Raw genomic sequence first — 14,410 nt, forward strand, 5'->3', positions numbered from 1 at the left:
ACGCCCGGAAGTATGGTCCTTCGCCGCACCTGGCCATTCGTCGTCGCCACCCTCGTCGCCCTTCGCTCACCGCTCCGCCGCCCATGCTGTGTGCACGCGCCGGCGGGGGGAGACGGTTCCGGCGGGCGGCCGCGGGTCAGGTGCCGGAGGGAGCGATGTTCTGGTTGGCGTGGAAGAAGTTGTGGGGGTCGTAGGTCCGCTTGACCGCGGCCAGGCGGTCGTAGTTGTCGCGGTACGTGGAGCGGACGCGTTCGGCCCCCTCGGCCTCGCCGATGAAGTTGACGTACGAACCGCCCATGGAATACGGGTGCAGATCGGTCCAGTAGTCGACGCACCACTGCCGGATCGTGTCGGCGTTGGCCGGGTCCGGGTCGATTCCGGCGACGACACCCGACCACACGGCGTCCCGGTAGGCCCAAGCCGTCTCTCCGGGGGCGACGCGGTGGGCCGCGGCGTCCACGGGGTACAGGTGCATCGTGGACAGGGCGGTGGGCAGGGCCTCGCCGTACCGCTGGTGCACCGCGAAGGCCTCGTCGGGGATGCCGTCGAAGAAGTCGCCGCGCCAGTACCACTGCAGACCCTTGGGGACCAGATCGTCGAACATGGTCTGCAGGGCCGGGTACGGCATGGGCGTGGTGAAGTGGAAGGCCGGCGGGGCCGGGTCGTTGACCACGGACAGTACGTCCTCCAGGCGCCCGTCCGCGAGGTCACCGGTGTAGCACCAGACCACGGCGCACATCTTCTGACCGTGGATCGGCTCGGGGAAGGGCTGTGCGGGCGGCACGGCCATGATCGCGAAGAAGCCGTTGATGTCGTCGGGCGCCGCGGGCAGGAACTCCCGGTACCACCGCAGCACGTCCGGCGTGCGCTCGACCGGCCACACGGTCACCGCGACCCCGACCTCGTCCACCGGGTGCAGCCGGAAGGTGAAGGAGGTGACCACGCCGAAGTTGCCGCCGCCGCCCCGCAGCGCCCACAGCAGATCCGGGTGCTCCTTCTCGGAGACGCTGATCACGCTGCCGTCCGCCAGGACGACGTCCGCGCCGACCAGGCTGTCGATGGTCAGCCCGTACTTGCGGGTCAGATGGCCGTGTCCGCCGCCCAGGGTGAGGCCGCCGACCCCGGTGGTCGAGTTGATCCCGGAGGGTATGCCGAGTCCGAAGGCGTGCGCCTCGTGGTCCAGGTCGCCCAGCTGACTGCCGCCGCCCACCTGCGCGGTGCCGGTCAGCGGGTCGACCCGCACCCAGCGCATGGGCGAGAGGTCCAGGGTGAGCCCGCCGTCGACGAGGCAGAGGCCCGGGCCGCTGTGCCCGCCCCCGCGCACGGCGAGTTCGACGCCCGTGTCCTGGGCGAAGGAGATGGTGGTCCGCACGTCCGCCGCGCCCACGCACTGGGCGATCGCGGCGGGACGCCGGTCGATCATGGCGTTGTAGATGCTGCGGGCCTCGTCGTAGCCCGGGTCCTGCGGTGCGACGACGCGTCCTCGCAAGGCCGTACGCAGTGGGTCGAGAGCAGTTGTGTCCAGGCCGCTCATGACGGGACACCCCTCGGGAAGAAGGCGGAACGGGAGGGCCGCGGCCGGACGGAACCGGCCCCTCGGCCGACGTTGGTCCGGGGACCCGGGGAGGGGAATCCGAGGGCCCGGGGACTGGAATATGACACCCCCACTGCTTCAGTGTGACGTGGATCATAGTCATGCGCGACATGGCGGTGGTCAGTCCGGCCGGCGAGGGCTCTCGCGGCGGCGGAGCTCGTCGCGGAGGTAGCGGGTCAGGGAGGTCGCCGCGGCGGTGAGGAAGACGAAGGTGTAGACGATCTGCAGGACGGTCACCAGGCGGGCCGCCTGGCCGTGCGGGGTGATGTCGCCGTAGCCGATGGTGGCCAGGGAGACGAGCGTGAAGTAGAGGGCGTCCAGGCGGGTGGCGATGCCGTCGAGTTCGCCGGGGCGCTGCGCCAGGGCCAGGTAGGCGGTCGCGAAGACCAGGATGGCCAGGCACATCAGCGGCGGGATGACCATCCCCGGGCGCACGTCCCGCAGCGACAGCAGGACGTGCACGACCTGCCGCAGCAGCAGGGCGGCGATGAGTCCCAGGGCCAGTCCGAAGAGGAGCCAGCTCAGCACCGGGCGGCTCGGACCCAGCCGGTCCAGGGGCAGCAGGAAGTAGGCGGCGACCATCACCGTCACCCCGGCCGCCTGGACCAGCCAGGGCCAGAGGGCACCCCGGCCCGTGGACGCGCGCGCTACGCGCGGGACTCGCGGCTTCCGCGACGGGGTGCGCACAGGGCCCAGATGATGAAGCCGTCGATGACGATGAGGACGATCGCCCACACCGGCGCGTAGGGCAGCCACACAAAGTTGGCGATCATGCTGAGCCCGGCCAGCGCGATGCCCACCGCGCGGGCCCAGGTGGCCCCGCTGAACAGCGAGAGACCGGCGACGGCCACCAGCGCGCCGAGGATCACATGGAGCACGCCCCAGCCGGTCAGGCTGAACTCGTAGGTGAAGTCGCGGGTGGCGACGAAGACGTCGTCCTCGGCGATGGCGGCGATGCCCTGGAAGATCGCCATGATCCCGCCGAAGGTCATCAGGACCGCGGCGGCGGCCGTCCAGCTCGTGGCCCAGGGGCTCTCCGTCTCCCACCCGGTGCGGTGGGTACCGCTGACATTGCTCGCCATGTTGTCGACCTTTCGGACGTCCCCGAGCAGTGCGATGCCTCCTCCAGACTGGCACTCCCGATCGGCACCGGCACCCGGACGGCGGGCCGGGGTCCGGGGCGTGCCGGGCGGGGTCCGGGGTGGGCCGGGGCGGGTGCCGGCGGGCGGGGCCGTTGTCAGTGGGGGTCTCTACGCTCGGGGGGATGGCACAGATGTGGCGGTGTGCGGGGCTGCGGTGGACGGCTCGGGGTCCCGTGCTGCTGTGGGACGGCGGGCGGCGTTCCGCGCTGACCCGGGGGAAGCGGGTGGCCTTCGGGGTCGCGGAAGGGGGAGTGCGCAGCTGCGTGGGGGCACGGGGGCACGCCTGTCCGCTCGGTGCGGCCGTGCCGGGGCGGAGCACGGGGGCGCGCTGCGAGGAGTGCGCCCGGCTGGACCGGGCGCACTCGGTGGCCGCCGACACCCTCGCGGACGATCCGCGGCCCTACCGCGTGTACCTGGCGTGGTTCGGGCCCGGCATGGTCAAGGTCGGGATCACCGCGGCCGAGCGGGGGACGGCACGGCTGCTGGAACAGGGCGCGGTCTGTTTCACCTGGCTGGGCACCGGACCGCTGATGGCCGCGCGGCGCACCGAGGAACTGCTGCGTGCCGCGCTCCGTGTGCCCGACCGGATCCCCTACGCGGGCAAGCGGGCGGCGAGGGCGGCCCTCCCGGCCACCGGCGGGGAACGGGCGGCGGAGATCGCCGGGCTGCACGCGCGGGCGGTCGCCCTGAGCGGGTGGCCGGAGTCGCTCGACCCGGCGCCGTACCGGCCGGTCGATCACATGGAGGTGTTCGGGCTGACACGGGCGCCCGCGGCCGTGGGGGAGGTCGCCGAGCTGGTCGCCGGGGGCGCGGTCAGCGGTCAGCTGGTGGCGGCCGCCGGTCCCGATCTCCATCTGCGGACGGCGCGGGGGGTCGTCGTGCTGGACACCCGGCTGCTCACGGGGTGGGGCCTGGTCCCAGCCGGGGAGCGGGAGTTCGCCGTGCCGGTCAGGGCGCTGAAGGAGCCGGTGGCGGCGCAGGACGGGCTGTTCTGACCGGGCCCCTGGACCGCGGGCACCCTCGCGGGTGATCGTGACGGCATGAGCGATCACCGCGACACCGGCGCCGAGGCGGACGACGTGCGGCGTTTCCGGGAGGGGCTCGGGCTGCCCGGGCTCGTCGACGTCCACACGCACTTCATGCCGGAGCAGGTGCTCCGCAAGGTGTGGGCCTACTTCGACGCGCTCGGACCGCTGACCGGCGGGGTCGAGTGGCCCATCACCTACCGGAAGGAGGAGGGCGAACGGGCCGCGGTCCTGCGCTCGTTCGGCGTGCGGGCGTTCACTTCCATGCTCTACCCGCACAAGCCGGGCATGGCCCGCTGGCTGAACGACTGGGCGGCCGCCTTCGCCGGGCGCACACCCGACTGCCTGCACACCGCGACGCTGTTCCCCGAACCGGACGTCGCCGGCTACGTCCGGGACGCCGTCGAGGCGGGCGCGCGCGTCTTCAAGGCACATGTGCAGGTGGGCGCGTACGACCCGGCCGACGAGGCGCTCGACGCCGCCTGGGGACTGCTCGCCGAGGCGGAGGTCCCCGTGGTGATCCACTGCGGCTCCGGCCCCGCCCCCGGCAAGTACACCGGCCCCGGGCCCGTCGCCCGGGTGCTGGCCCGGCACCCCCGGCTGCGGCTGGTGATCGCGCACCTCGGGATGCCCGAGTACGAGGACTTCCTGGACCTCGCCGAGCGGTACGGGCAGGTGCGGCTGGACACCACGATGGCGTTCACCGACTTCAGCGAACGCATGGCGCCGTTCCCCCGGCGCGCCCGGCCCCGGCTGGCCGCCCTCGGCGACCGGATCCTGCTCGGCTCCGACTTCCCCAACATCCCCTATCCCTACGTCCACCAGTTGCACGCGCTGGAGCGGCTGGGGCTCGGACAGGAGTGGCTGCGGCGGGTGTGCCACGACAACGCGGCGGCGCTCTTCGGCCTTCCGGAGCGGTGAGGGCGCGGCCGTGCGGGCGGCCGGCGGCAACGCGACGGCCGCGTGCCGTTTCTCAGGGAAATCACAGGTTGCCGCAAGGGTGCTCTCAGAGGCCGCCCACATCGTGTGCCGTATGACCACGATCTCGCCCCGGGGGCGCACAGAAGTGCCGAGGCAGGACGGAAGCCCCGTCCGCGTGCTGGTGGTGGACGACGAGCAGTCGATCACCGATCTGCTCTCCATGGCCCTCAGGTACGAGGGCTGGCAGATCCGCAGCGCGGGGGACGGCCAGGGTGCCGTCCGCGCCGCGCGGGAGTTCCGGCCCGACGCCGTCGTCCTGGACATGATGCTGCCGGACATGGACGGGCTGTCCGCCCTCGGCCGGCTGCGCCGCGAACTGCCGGACGTGCCCGTGCTGTTCCTGACCGGCAAGGGCACCGTGGCGGACCGTGTCGCCGGGCTGACCGCCGGCGGCGACGACTACGTCACCAAGCCGTTCAGCCTGGAGGAGGTCGTCGCACGGCTGCGCGGGCTGATCCGCCGGTGCGGGACGGCCGGCCGCCGCTCCGGCTCGATGCTGGTCGTCGGCGACCTCACCCTCGACGAGGACAGCCACGAGGTGACCCGGGGCGGGGACGGCATCCACCTCACCGCCACCGAGTTCGAACTGCTGCGCTTCCTCATGCGCAATCCGCGGCGCGTGCTCAGCAAGGCCCAGATCCTCGACCGGGTCTGGTCGTACGACTTCGGCGGGCGGGCGAACGTCGTCGAGCTGTACATCTCGTATCTGCGCCGCAAGATCGACGCGGGCCGGGAGCCGATGATCCACACCCGGCGCGGCGCTGGCTACATGATCAAACCTGCGGCGTCCTGACCCGTTGTACGCCGTATAGGGCGAGTGCTATACGGTGTACAGCATGACGACGTCGCCCCAGGAACAGGCCCCCGACCGGACCCCGGCGCCGACGGACCCGGCGCCGCGGGGCCACGCGCGGCGCTGGCTGATCCTCGCCGTCATCTGTCTCGCCCAGCTCACCGTGCTGCTGGACAACACCGTCCTGAACGTCGCGATCCCCTCCCTCACCCGGGAGATGGACGCGTCCACCGCCGACATCCAGTGGATGATCAACGCGTACTCCCTGGTGCAGTCGGGCCTGCTGCTCACCGCGGGCAACGCCGCCGACCGCTACGGCCGCAAGAAGATGCTGCTCGTCGGCCTGACCCTGTTCGGCGCCGGATCGCTGGTGGCCGGACTGGCCGTATCGTCCGGTCAGCTGATCGCCGCGCGGGCCGGCATGGGGGTGGGCGGCGCGCTGCTGCTGACCACGACCCTCGCCGTCGTGATGCAGATCTTCACGCCCGAGGAGCAGCCCAAGGCGATCGGCATCTGGAGCGCCGTCAACTCGCTGGGCTTCGCGGCCGGTCCGCTGGTCGGCGGATTCATGCTCAACCACTTCTGGTGGGGCGCGATCTTCCTGGTCAACCTGCCCGTCGTGGTCCTGGCACTGGCCGCCGTCGCCACGTACGTCCCCGAGTCCCGCAACCGCCAGGGCGACCGCCCCGACCTCGTCGGCGCGGTGCTCTCCACCATCGGCATGGCGGCGCTGGTGTACGCGATCATCTCGGGCCCCGAGCACGGCTGGATTTCCGGCCGGGTCCTGGGCACGGCGACCGTGGCGGCCGTGGTCCTCGCCGCCTTCGCGTACTGGGAGAGCCGGATCCCCCACCCCATGCTCGACCTGCACTTCTTCCGCAACCGCCGGTTCACCGGAGCGGTCGGCGGTCTGGTGCTGATCACCTTCGGCATGGGCGGGGCGCTCTTCCTGCTCACCCAGTACCTCCAGTTCGTCCTCGGCTACGGCCCCCTGGAGGCGGGGCTGCGCACCGCGCCGATGGCCCTGACCGTCGTCGCCCTCAACTTCACGGGCGTGGGCACCAAGTGGGCGGCGAAGCTGGGCACTCCGCTCGCGATAGCCCTCGGCATGGGGCTGATGGCGGCCGGGCTGGTGTCGATCGCCGTGCTCACCGAGCAGGGCTACGCCGGTACGCTGCTCGGCCTGGTCCTGATCGGGGCGGGCACCGCGATCGGCAGCCCGGTGATGGCGCACGCGGTGATGAGCTCCGTGCCGCGCGAGAAGGCGGGCGTCGGGGCCGGGATCAACGGCACGCTCGCCGAGTTCGGCAACGGGCTCGGGGTCGCCGTCCTGGGCGCGGTGCTCAACGCGCGGTTCGCGGCACTGGTACCGGTGGCGGCGAGCTCGCTCCCGGTGGCGCTGGCGGCGGCGGGCTCGGACGGGGAGCGGGCGCGGATCACCGACGCGTTCTCCTCGGGACTGCAGACGAGTCTGCTGGTCGGGTCGGTGGCCGTGCTGCTCGGCGGGCTGATCGCGGCGGCGTTGCTGCACCGGGCGGACCGGGCAGACTCGGGGGAGAAGGCCTGAGAGCCGGATCCGTACGCACCCGGGCACGGGCGCCTGGGAGGATCCGGTGTCGGCACGTCGAGGAAGGTGCGCCATGGTGAGGGCAGCCCAGCGGTCCGGCGGTGCGCCGCGGATCAGCGTCTGGCTGGAGGACAGGGCCCGCGGCGGGGGCCGGGGCGGCGGGCAGCCGTCCGGCCTCGACCGGGAGCGGATCACCGAGGCCACGGTACGGCTGCTGGACGCCGAGGGCCCGGCCAAGTTCTCCATGCGCCGCCTCGCCGCCGAGCTGAACGTGACGGCGATGTCCGTCTACTGGTACGTCGACACCAAGGACGACCTCCTCGAACTCGCCCTGGACCGCACCTTCGGCGAACTCACGCTGCCCGACCCGGCCGCCGAGGAGGACTGGCGCGACCAACTGCGCGCCCTCGCCCGCGAGTACCGCGCGCTGCTGGTGCGCCACCCCTGGCTGTCGCCGCTGGCCGGCCGGTTCCTCAACATCGGGCCCAACGCGCTGGCGTTCTCCCGGGTGATCCAGCAGGTCATCCGGAAGACGGGACTGCCCGCGCACGGGGTGACCGGGGCCATCTCGGCCGTCTTCCAGTTCGTGTACGGCTACGGCACGATCGAGGGCCAGTTCCACGCACGCGTCGCTGCCACGGGCATGACCGCCGACGAGTACCACCGGCACGCGATGAGCGAGGCGACGCAGGCGCCGGACGCCTCCGGGGTCATCGAGGAATCGGCCCGGGTCATGAAGGCCCGCGGCGGCGACACCGTCGAGGAGATGCTGGAACGGGACTTCGTCTTCGCCCTGGATCTGCTGATCGCGGGCATCGAGGCGATGGTGGCGCGCGGCCGGGACTGAGCCGGGACGGCCGCCCCGGCCTACTGCCCCCCGGCCTACTGCCCCCCGGCCTACTGCCCCCCGGCCAGCCGGGCCGGGAACCCGCCGGTCGCCACCGGACCCCAGCGCTCGGGAGTGATCCGGATGATCGACTTGCCCTGCTTGACCATCGCCGCCCGGTACTCGTCCCAGTCGGGGTGCTCGCCCGCGATGTTGCGGTAGTACTCCACCAGCGGCTCCACGGACTCGGGCGGGTCCACGACCTCCGCGGTGCCGTCGATCTGCACCCAGGGGCCGTTCCACTCGTCGCTGAGGACGATCAGGCTCACCCTCGGGTCCCGCTTGGCGTTGCGGGTCTTGGCGCGTTCGGGATACGTGGAGACGACGACCCGGCCCGAGTCGTCGACCCCGCAGGTCAGCGGAGAGCCCTGGGGACCGCCGTCGGCCCGCCGGGTCAGCAGGATCGCCCGGTGCCGCGGGCGCACGAAGTCCAGCAACTCGTCGAGGGACACACGCGTGTTCGTCGCGATATTCGGTGCCATACCGCCAGCCTAGGCCGCCCCACCCGGCACACGCGCCTCATGCCGGCTGCGGCGCGGGGGACTGCCGTCCGTCTCCGCCACGTACGCGCCGACCCGCCACGGACCGGTTCCCGATGCCCGCCGGCGTGGCGGCGACCGGCCGGACGCCGCTCCTGGCCCCGGTCCGCATCCCGCACCCGTGAGCGTGGCCGGCGCCCGTCGGGCGGAGTTCGCGTGACGGCCAACCGGAGGGCGCCCCGGTGCCGTTGGTACCGGGCCCTCGTCCGAGGGGGGCCGGCGTGGTGGCGACCGGCGGGGGCGGCGGTGGCGTACACCCCGTCCGCACCGGTCGTCGCCGCCGGGCCGGGCACCGGGGACCGCCTCGGGGCGGCAGCACCCTCGGGCCCGGCCCGTCGAGGTGGCCGGTACCCGGCGGGAGGCGGGCGCCGGGGCCTGGGCGCGGTCCGTGTCCCGCGCCCGTGAGCGTGGCCGGCGCCCGTCGGGCGGGGGAAGTGTGGCGGCCGGTCGGGTGCCGCCTCGGTACCGGTGGTGGCTGGGGTCTCGCTCGCCGGGCCCTCGTCCGAGGGGGCCGGCGTGGTGGCGACCGGCGGGGGCGGCGGTGGCGGTGGCGTACACCCCGTCCGCACCGGTCGTCGCCGCCGGGCCGGGCACCGGGGACCGCCTCGGGGCGGCAGCACCCTCGGGCCCGGCCCGTCGAGGTGGCCGGTACCCGGCGGGAGCCGGGCGCCGGGGCCTGGGCGCGGTCCGCGTCCCGCGTGCGTGAAGGTGGCCGGGGCCCGTCGGGCGGGATCCGGGTTTTCGTCCGAGGGGGGGGCCGGTGTCTCCGGCCTCGGCGGGGGCGTACCCCCCCCGTTCGGGCTGGTTGTCGCCGTGCCGGCTGGGGACCGTGGTGGCCGCCGGGCGGCAGCCCACTCGGGCCCGGCCCGTCGAGGTGGCCGGTACCCGGCGTGAGGCGGGCGCCGGGGCCCGGGCGCTACCCGGTGGGATCAGCGTGGCGGGCGGCCGGCGGGTGCCTCGGTGCCGGTGGGGGCCGGGGTCCCGCTCGCCGGGGCCGCCTCGTCCGAGGGGGCCGGTGTCTCCTCCGCCGCTGCCTGGGCCAGAGCGCCCGTCGTGCGCAGGGGGACCTCCTTGATGAACAGGGTCACGACGAACGCCAGCAGGGCGATGGGGGCGACGTACAGGAAGATGTCGGCGATGCCGTGCCCGTACGCGCTCTCCAGCCAGGTGCGGATGGACGGCGGCAGCAGGTCCATGTCGGGGATCGCGCCGTTGCCGGAGGCCTGCGCGGCCGCCGCCCGCTCCTGCGGGGCCAGCTGCCCGATGGTGTCCCGGGCGTAGCCGCTGATCCGCCCGGCCATGACCGAGCCGAGCACCGAGACGCCCACCGCTCCGCCGAGCGACCGGAAGAACGTCACCACGGAGGAGGCCGCGCCCAGGTCGCTCGGGGCCACCTGGTTCTGCGTGCACAGCACGAGGTTCTGCATCATCATGCCGACGCCGAGCCCCAGCAGCGCCATGTACACGCCGACGTGCCAGTACGGCGTGTCGTGGCGGATGGTGCCGAGCAGGCCGAGGCCCGCCGTCAGCAGCAGCCCGCCGGCCAGCAGCCAGCGCTTCCACCGGCCGGTCCGGGTGATGATGATCCCGGAGACCGTGGACGACACGAACAGGCCGCCGATCATCGGGATCGTCATGACGCCCGACATCGTGGGGGACTTGTCCCGGGCCAGCTGGAAGTACTGGCTGAAGTAGACGGTCCCGGCGAACATCGCGATGCCGACGAACAGCGAGGCCAGCGAGGCCAGGGTGATCGTACGGTTGCGGAACAGCCGCAGCGGGATGATCGGCTCGGCGGCCCTGCTCTCGACGGCCAGGAAGGCCAGGGTGAGCACGAGCGAGCCGCCCACCATCGCACCGGTCTGCCAGGACATCCACGCGTACTTGTCGTCGGCGAAGGTGACCCAGACGAGCAGCAGGCAGACCGCGGCGGTGACGAGGAACGCGCCCGCCCAGTCGACCTTGACCCGGCGCCTGACCAGGGGCAGATGCAGCGTCTTCTGCAGCACGACCAGCGCGATCAGCGCGAAGGGCACGCCGACGTAGAGGCACCAGCGCCAGCCGAGCCAGCTGGTGTCGGTGATGACCCCGCCGAGCAGCGGGCCGCCGACGGTGGCGACGGCGAAGGTGGCGCCGAGGTAGCCGGAGTAGCGTCCGCGCTCACGCGGGGAGATCATCGCGGCCATGATGATCTGGGCCAGGGCGGACAGACCGCCGGCGCCCAGGCCCTGGATGGCACGCGCGCTGATGAGCATCCCCGGGTTCTGCGCCAGTCCGGCCACGACGGAGCCGGCGACGAAGACGCAGAGGGCTATCTGGACCAGGACCTTCTTGCTGAACAGGTCGGCGAGCTTGCCCCACAGGGGGGTGGAAGCGGTCATCGTCAGCAGCGAGGCGGTGACGACCCAGGTGTAGGCGCTCTGGCCGCCCCCGAGGTCGCCCACGATCTCCGGCAGAGCGTTGGTGACGATGGTCGACGACAGGATGGCGGCGAACATGCCGAGCAGCAGCCCGGACAGCGCCTCCATGATCTGCCGGTGGGTCATCGGAGCGTCTCCCGAGGAGCCTCCCCCGTGCTTGGCATGAGCCCGCACACCACTGGGTGTGGTCGTTGCCATGGGCGTCCTTCTCTTAGGTGCTTGCGGATGTACGGACGGTCTCTTCGCGTGCGGGAGGCACCGGCCGGGGCGCGGCGCGGCCCTCGCCGAAGCTGTCCCTGAGCCGGGCCAGCAGCTCGGTCAGCAGGCCGACCTCCTCCTCGGACCAGCCGTCCAGGCGCTCGGCGAGGAGCTCGGTGGTCCGCCGGAACAGCTCGTCGAGCCGGTCCTGGCCGGCGGGGGTGAGCCGCAGGATGCGGGACCGTTTGTCGGCCGGGTCGGCGGAGCGCTCGATCCAGCCGCGCTCGGCCAGATGGGCGACGTGGCGGCTGGTGACGGACAGGTCCACGGAGAGCAGCTCGGCGAGTTTGCTCATGCGCATGGCGCCGTGGCGGCCGAGGACCGTCAGGACGGACGCGGAGCCGCCGTGGCAGTCGGCCGGCATGAGCCGGTTCAGCTCGCGCTTGATGACGCCGAAGGCGCTGAACTGCCGGACCAGCTCCTCGTACCGCGCCGGCTCGGCCATGACACCTCCCATTTCGTTGCTCGAAGCAACCATAAAGATCGATGGTTGCTACAGGCAAATAAAATGGGGCGGCGGGGTGCAAAAAGTTGACAAAGGCAAGTAATCGCGCGAGTAAACACGCAGGTCGCGTGGGTGGGCGGCCCGCGCGGCCCGCACTCCCGCTGCCGCCGGTGCGCTCCTCCCCTGCCCCGCTTGGGCCGTCCGTCGGTGATTCGCTAGGGTCTCGTGCCATGGCTGACACCCAGGGCCCGCAGGGCCAGCACGACCCCGCCGGCAGCACCCAGATGTTCCGCGCGTTCGTCGATGAGGCACCCCAGGGACGGCAGGCCGCGTCCGTGGGCTCCGGGCCCCGGATCGGGCTGATCGTCGGCGTCGTCGTGGCCGTGGCGGTCGTCGCCGCCGTCGCCTGGCTCGCGCTGAAGTAACCGGCGCCGGCCGGCACGACACCCCGGCCCGCGACAACGCGGCGGCCGCCGTTGCGCCCCTGCGGGACGCCCCGGCGGCCACGAATCCGCGATCCCCGTAGGGGAATCCGCCCGCGGAGCGTCCTCGTCGGCGCTCCGCGCTGCGCGCTGCCTCAGTCCGAGATGAGGCCCTCCCGCAGCTGGGCGAGGGTGCGGGTGAGCAGCCGCGAGACGTGCATCTGGGAGATGCCGACCTCCTCGCCGATCTGCGACTGGGTCATGTTGGCGAAGAAGCGCAGCATGATGATCCGCCGCTCGCGCGGCGGCAGCTTGGCGAGCAGCGGCTTGAGCGACTCCCGGTACTCCACGCCCTCCAGCGCCGTGTCCTCGTAGCCGAGGCGGTCCGCGAGGGAGCCCTCGCCGCCGTCGTCCTCGGGGGTGGGGGAGTCCAGCGAGGAGGCCGTGTACGCGTTGCCGACCGCGAGCCCGTCGACCACGTCCTCCTCCGACACGCCCAGCACGGCGGCGAGTTCGGGAACCGTGGGGGAGCGGTCCAGCTTCTGGGACAGCTCGTCGCTGGCCTTCGTCAGCGCCAGGCGCAGCTCCTGCAGCCGGCGCGGCACCCGCACCGACCACGACGTGTCGCGGAAGAACCGCTTGATCTCGCCGACAACCGTCGGCATCGCGAACGTCGGGAACTCCACGCCCCGTTCGCAGTCGAAGCGGTCGATCGCCTTGATCAGGCCGATGGTGCCGACCTGGACGATGTCCTCCATCGGCTCGTTGCGCGAGCGGAACCGGGCCGCCGCGTACCGCACCAGCGGGAGGTTGAGCTCGATCAGCGTGTCCCGGACGTAGGCGCGCTCCGGGCTGTCCTCGTCGAGCACGGCGAGCCGCAGGAACAGGGAGCGGGACAGGGTGCGGGTGTCGAGGGCCGCCGTGTCCGGGAGTTCCGGCGTGTCCGGGAGCTCCGGGACCGGTGCGGCCTGGCCTTCGTCGATGGGGCCGAGTGCGTCGAGAGCATGGGGAGCTGCCTCGCTCTCCGCGAGCGTGAGCACCTTCGAGCTGCCCTGTTCTGCGGACATGCCACCCCCTTTGGGTCGCGGGACGGTCGCGGCGCACGCTCCGATGGGAGGAACGCAGCCTTCACCTGAATACCGGCGCCGGAGCTCCGGCAAACGCGCTTCCCGCAGAATGTCACATGTCGGCAACGCGCTGTAGTGACATGTCGACATCTGAGATGCGAATCAGCCCTGGAAACACGGGGTCTGACGGGCTTTCGGAGCAGAAGTCCACAGAAGGGCACTCGTGAGCGATTCGCTCGTTCCGGTTACGCGTCGATCCTGTTTGCGGACCGCAGCCGCTGGAAGCTACGCGCCAGTAGGCGGGAGACGTGCATCTGCGAGACACCGAGTTCCGCACTGATCTGCGACTGGGTGAGATTGCTGTAGTAACGCAGCAGCAGGATGCGCTGCTCCCGCTCGGGCAGCTGGACGAGCAGATGCCGGACCAGGTCGCGGTGCTCGACGCCGTCCAGCGCGGGGTCCTCGTAGCCGAGCCGGTCCAGCAGCCCCGGCATCCCGTCGCCCTCCTGCGCGGCCTCCAGCGAGGTGGCGTGGTACGACCGCCCCGCCTCGATGCAGGACAGCACCTCCTCCTCGCTGATGCGCAGCCGCTCGGCGATCTCCGCGGTCGACGGGGAGCGCCCGAAGGCGGTCGTGAGGTCCTCCGTGGCGCTGTTGACCTGCACCCACAGCTCGTGCAGCCGGCGCGGTACGTGGACGGTGCGGACGTTGTCCCGGAAGTACCGCTTGATCTCGCCGACCACCGTCGGCATCGCGAACGTCGGAAACTGCACGCCCCGCTCCGGGTCGAAGCGGTCGATGGCGTTGATGAGCCCGATGGTGCCGACCTGGACGACGTCCTCCATCGGCTCGTTGCGGGAGCGGAACCGGGCGGCCGCGTAGCGCACGAGCGGGAGGTTCGCCTCGATGAGCGCCGCGCGCACGCGGGTGTGCTCCGGCGTGCCCGGCTCCAGATCCTTGAGCTGTCCGAAGAGCACCTGGGTCAGCGCCCGGGTGTCGGCGCCGCGTCGCTTGACGGGGGTCCGGACCGCGTCGGGAGACACCTCGTCCTGGGGCGGCGCAGTACTGGCCGACACGGTCAACGCCACCTCTTCATCGCTCACATCGCCCGTCAACTCATCCGGCAAAAGCGGTCATAGCATCACAAGACTGACTCACTGTGTGCAAGCACCGCATATTCCGTGTTGAGGGAGCGGGTGCGGCCGCTGACGCGCCGGAGCCCCCTGCCGTCACCGCAGGGGGCCCTCACGCGCCGCCCGGGACCGTGGCCG

Annotated in this window: 14 protein-coding genes; 6 read left to right on the forward strand and 8 right to left on the reverse strand. The window is 72.4% G+C overall.

All coding sequences use genetic code 11. The annotated features are described in order from the left end of the window. Nucleotides 1–136 precede the first annotated feature (136 nt). The 3 genes from AC5L3C_RS19295 to AC5L3C_RS19305 form a co-directional block, all read right to left on the reverse strand. A complete protein-coding gene (locus AC5L3C_RS19295; RefSeq protein WP_493650063.1) occupies nt 137–1,534 on the reverse strand; it encodes an FAD-binding oxidoreductase in 1,398 nt (465 codons plus the stop codon). A 180-nt stretch (nt 1,535–1,714) separates the two neighbouring features. Further along, nucleotides 1,715–2,176 carry a potassium channel family protein gene (locus tag AC5L3C_RS19300; protein WP_493653935.1) on the reverse strand — a complete coding sequence of 154 codons (462 nt, stop codon included), beginning with the start codon at nt 2,174–2,176 and terminating at the stop codon, nt 1,715–1,717. Nucleotides 2,177–2,241: 65 nt separating this feature from the next. Then, nucleotides 2,242–2,676 carry a DUF7144 family membrane protein gene (locus tag AC5L3C_RS19305; protein ID WP_125505459.1) on the reverse strand — a complete coding sequence of 145 codons (435 nt, stop codon included), beginning with the start codon at nt 2,674–2,676 and terminating at the stop codon, nt 2,242–2,244. 182 nt (nt 2,677–2,858) lie between these two features. Here AC5L3C_RS19305 and AC5L3C_RS19310 point away from each other — a divergent pair, with 182 nt between their 5' ends. From AC5L3C_RS19310 to AC5L3C_RS19330, 5 genes are all read left to right on the forward strand, one after another. Next, nucleotides 2,859–3,731 (forward strand): DUF2797 domain-containing protein, encoded by an 873-nt coding sequence (locus AC5L3C_RS19310; protein WP_493650064.1) that lies wholly within the window; start codon nt 2,859–2,861, stop codon nt 3,729–3,731. Nucleotides 3,732–3,776: 45 nt separating this feature from the next. Then, nucleotides 3,777–4,682: an amidohydrolase family protein gene (locus AC5L3C_RS19315; protein ID WP_493650065.1), complete on the forward strand. Its 906-nt coding sequence runs from the start codon at nt 3,777–3,779 to the stop codon at nt 4,680–4,682. Nucleotides 4,683–4,794: 112 nt separating this feature from the next. Further along, nucleotides 4,795–5,535, forward strand: a complete 741-nt coding sequence (locus AC5L3C_RS19320; protein ID WP_493650066.1) for a response regulator transcription factor — start codon at nt 4,795–4,797, stop codon at nt 5,533–5,535. A gap of 43 nt (nt 5,536–5,578) precedes the next feature. Then, entirely contained in the window at nt 5,579–7,102 is a 1,524-nt protein-coding gene (locus AC5L3C_RS19325) for an MFS transporter (protein ID WP_493650067.1), read from the forward strand. A 73-nt stretch (nt 7,103–7,175) separates the two neighbouring features. After that, on the forward strand, nt 7,176–7,949 hold the full coding sequence (locus tag AC5L3C_RS19330) for a TetR/AcrR family transcriptional regulator (protein ID WP_493650068.1): 774 nt from the start codon (nt 7,176–7,178) through the stop codon (nt 7,947–7,949). A 50-nt stretch (nt 7,950–7,999) separates the two neighbouring features. Here the strand turns inward: AC5L3C_RS19330 and AC5L3C_RS19335 are convergent, their stop codons facing one another. From AC5L3C_RS19335 to AC5L3C_RS19345, 3 genes are all read right to left on the reverse strand, one after another. After that, on the reverse strand, nt 8,000–8,470 hold the full coding sequence (locus AC5L3C_RS19335) for a PPOX class F420-dependent oxidoreductase (RefSeq protein ID WP_493650069.1): 471 nt from the start codon (nt 8,468–8,470) through the stop codon (nt 8,000–8,002). A 986-nt stretch (nt 8,471–9,456) separates the two neighbouring features. Further along, nucleotides 9,457–11,073: an MDR family MFS transporter gene (locus AC5L3C_RS19340; protein WP_493650070.1), complete on the reverse strand. Its 1,617-nt coding sequence runs from the start codon at nt 11,071–11,073 to the stop codon at nt 9,457–9,459. A gap of 85 nt (nt 11,074–11,158) precedes the next feature. Beyond that, nucleotides 11,159–11,650, reverse strand: coding sequence for a MarR family winged helix-turn-helix transcriptional regulator (locus AC5L3C_RS19345; protein WP_493650071.1), 492 nt, complete (start codon nt 11,648–11,650; stop codon nt 11,159–11,161). 230 nt (nt 11,651–11,880) lie between these two features. On the opposite strand from AC5L3C_RS19345, the gene AC5L3C_RS19350 reads away from it, so the two are divergent. After that, the gene (locus tag AC5L3C_RS19350) at nt 11,881–12,075 is read left to right on the forward strand and encodes a hypothetical protein (protein ID WP_493650072.1); all 195 of its coding nucleotides are present in this window, start codon (nt 11,881–11,883) and stop codon (nt 12,073–12,075) included. 152 nt (nt 12,076–12,227) lie between these two features. Here the strand turns inward: AC5L3C_RS19350 and AC5L3C_RS19355 are convergent, their stop codons facing one another. Then, nucleotides 12,228–13,139 (reverse strand): RNA polymerase sigma factor SigF, encoded by a 912-nt coding sequence (locus AC5L3C_RS19355; RefSeq protein WP_125505468.1) that lies wholly within the window; start codon nt 13,137–13,139, stop codon nt 12,228–12,230. Nucleotides 13,140–13,384: 245 nt separating this feature from the next. Continuing rightward, nucleotides 13,385–14,221: an RNA polymerase sigma factor SigF gene (locus tag AC5L3C_RS19360; protein WP_493653936.1), complete on the reverse strand. Its 837-nt coding sequence runs from the start codon at nt 14,219–14,221 to the stop codon at nt 13,385–13,387. Between the last annotated feature and the right edge of the window lie 189 nt (nt 14,222–14,410).

The organism is Streptomyces speibonae, assembly GCF_984686075.1.

What these genes read in the sequence shown, in the direction of transcription:
- AC5L3C_RS19295 (WP_493650063.1), bottom strand. Translation starts at nt 1,534, where the DNA reads ATGAGCGGCCTGGACACAACTGCTCTCGACCCACTGCGTACGGCCTTG.
- AC5L3C_RS19300 (WP_493653935.1), bottom strand. Translation starts at nt 2,176, where the DNA reads ATGGTCGCCGCCTACTTCCTGCTGCCCCTGGACCGGCTGGGTCCGAGC.
- AC5L3C_RS19305 (WP_125505459.1), bottom strand. Translation starts at nt 2,676, where the DNA reads ATGGCGAGCAATGTCAGCGGTACCCACCGCACCGGGTGGGAGACGGAG.
- AC5L3C_RS19310 (WP_493650064.1), top strand. Translation starts at nt 2,859, where the DNA reads ATGGCACAGATGTGGCGGTGTGCGGGGCTGCGGTGGACGGCTCGGGGT.
- AC5L3C_RS19315 (WP_493650065.1), top strand. Translation starts at nt 3,777, where the DNA reads ATGAGCGATCACCGCGACACCGGCGCCGAGGCGGACGACGTGCGGCGT.
- AC5L3C_RS19320 (WP_493650066.1), top strand. Translation starts at nt 4,795, where the DNA reads ATGACCACGATCTCGCCCCGGGGGCGCACAGAAGTGCCGAGGCAGGAC.
- AC5L3C_RS19325 (WP_493650067.1), top strand. Translation starts at nt 5,579, where the DNA reads ATGACGACGTCGCCCCAGGAACAGGCCCCCGACCGGACCCCGGCGCCG.
- AC5L3C_RS19330 (WP_493650068.1), top strand. Translation starts at nt 7,176, where the DNA reads ATGGTGAGGGCAGCCCAGCGGTCCGGCGGTGCGCCGCGGATCAGCGTC.
- AC5L3C_RS19335 (WP_493650069.1), bottom strand. Translation starts at nt 8,470, where the DNA reads ATGGCACCGAATATCGCGACGAACACGCGTGTGTCCCTCGACGAGTTG.
- AC5L3C_RS19340 (WP_493650070.1), bottom strand. Translation starts at nt 11,073, where the DNA reads ATGACCCACCGGCAGATCATGGAGGCGCTGTCCGGGCTGCTGCTCGGC.
- AC5L3C_RS19345 (WP_493650071.1), bottom strand. Translation starts at nt 11,650, where the DNA reads ATGGCCGAGCCGGCGCGGTACGAGGAGCTGGTCCGGCAGTTCAGCGCC.
- AC5L3C_RS19350 (WP_493650072.1), top strand. Translation starts at nt 11,881, where the DNA reads ATGGCTGACACCCAGGGCCCGCAGGGCCAGCACGACCCCGCCGGCAGC.
- AC5L3C_RS19355 (WP_125505468.1), bottom strand. Translation starts at nt 13,139, where the DNA reads ATGTCCGCAGAACAGGGCAGCTCGAAGGTGCTCACGCTCGCGGAGAGC.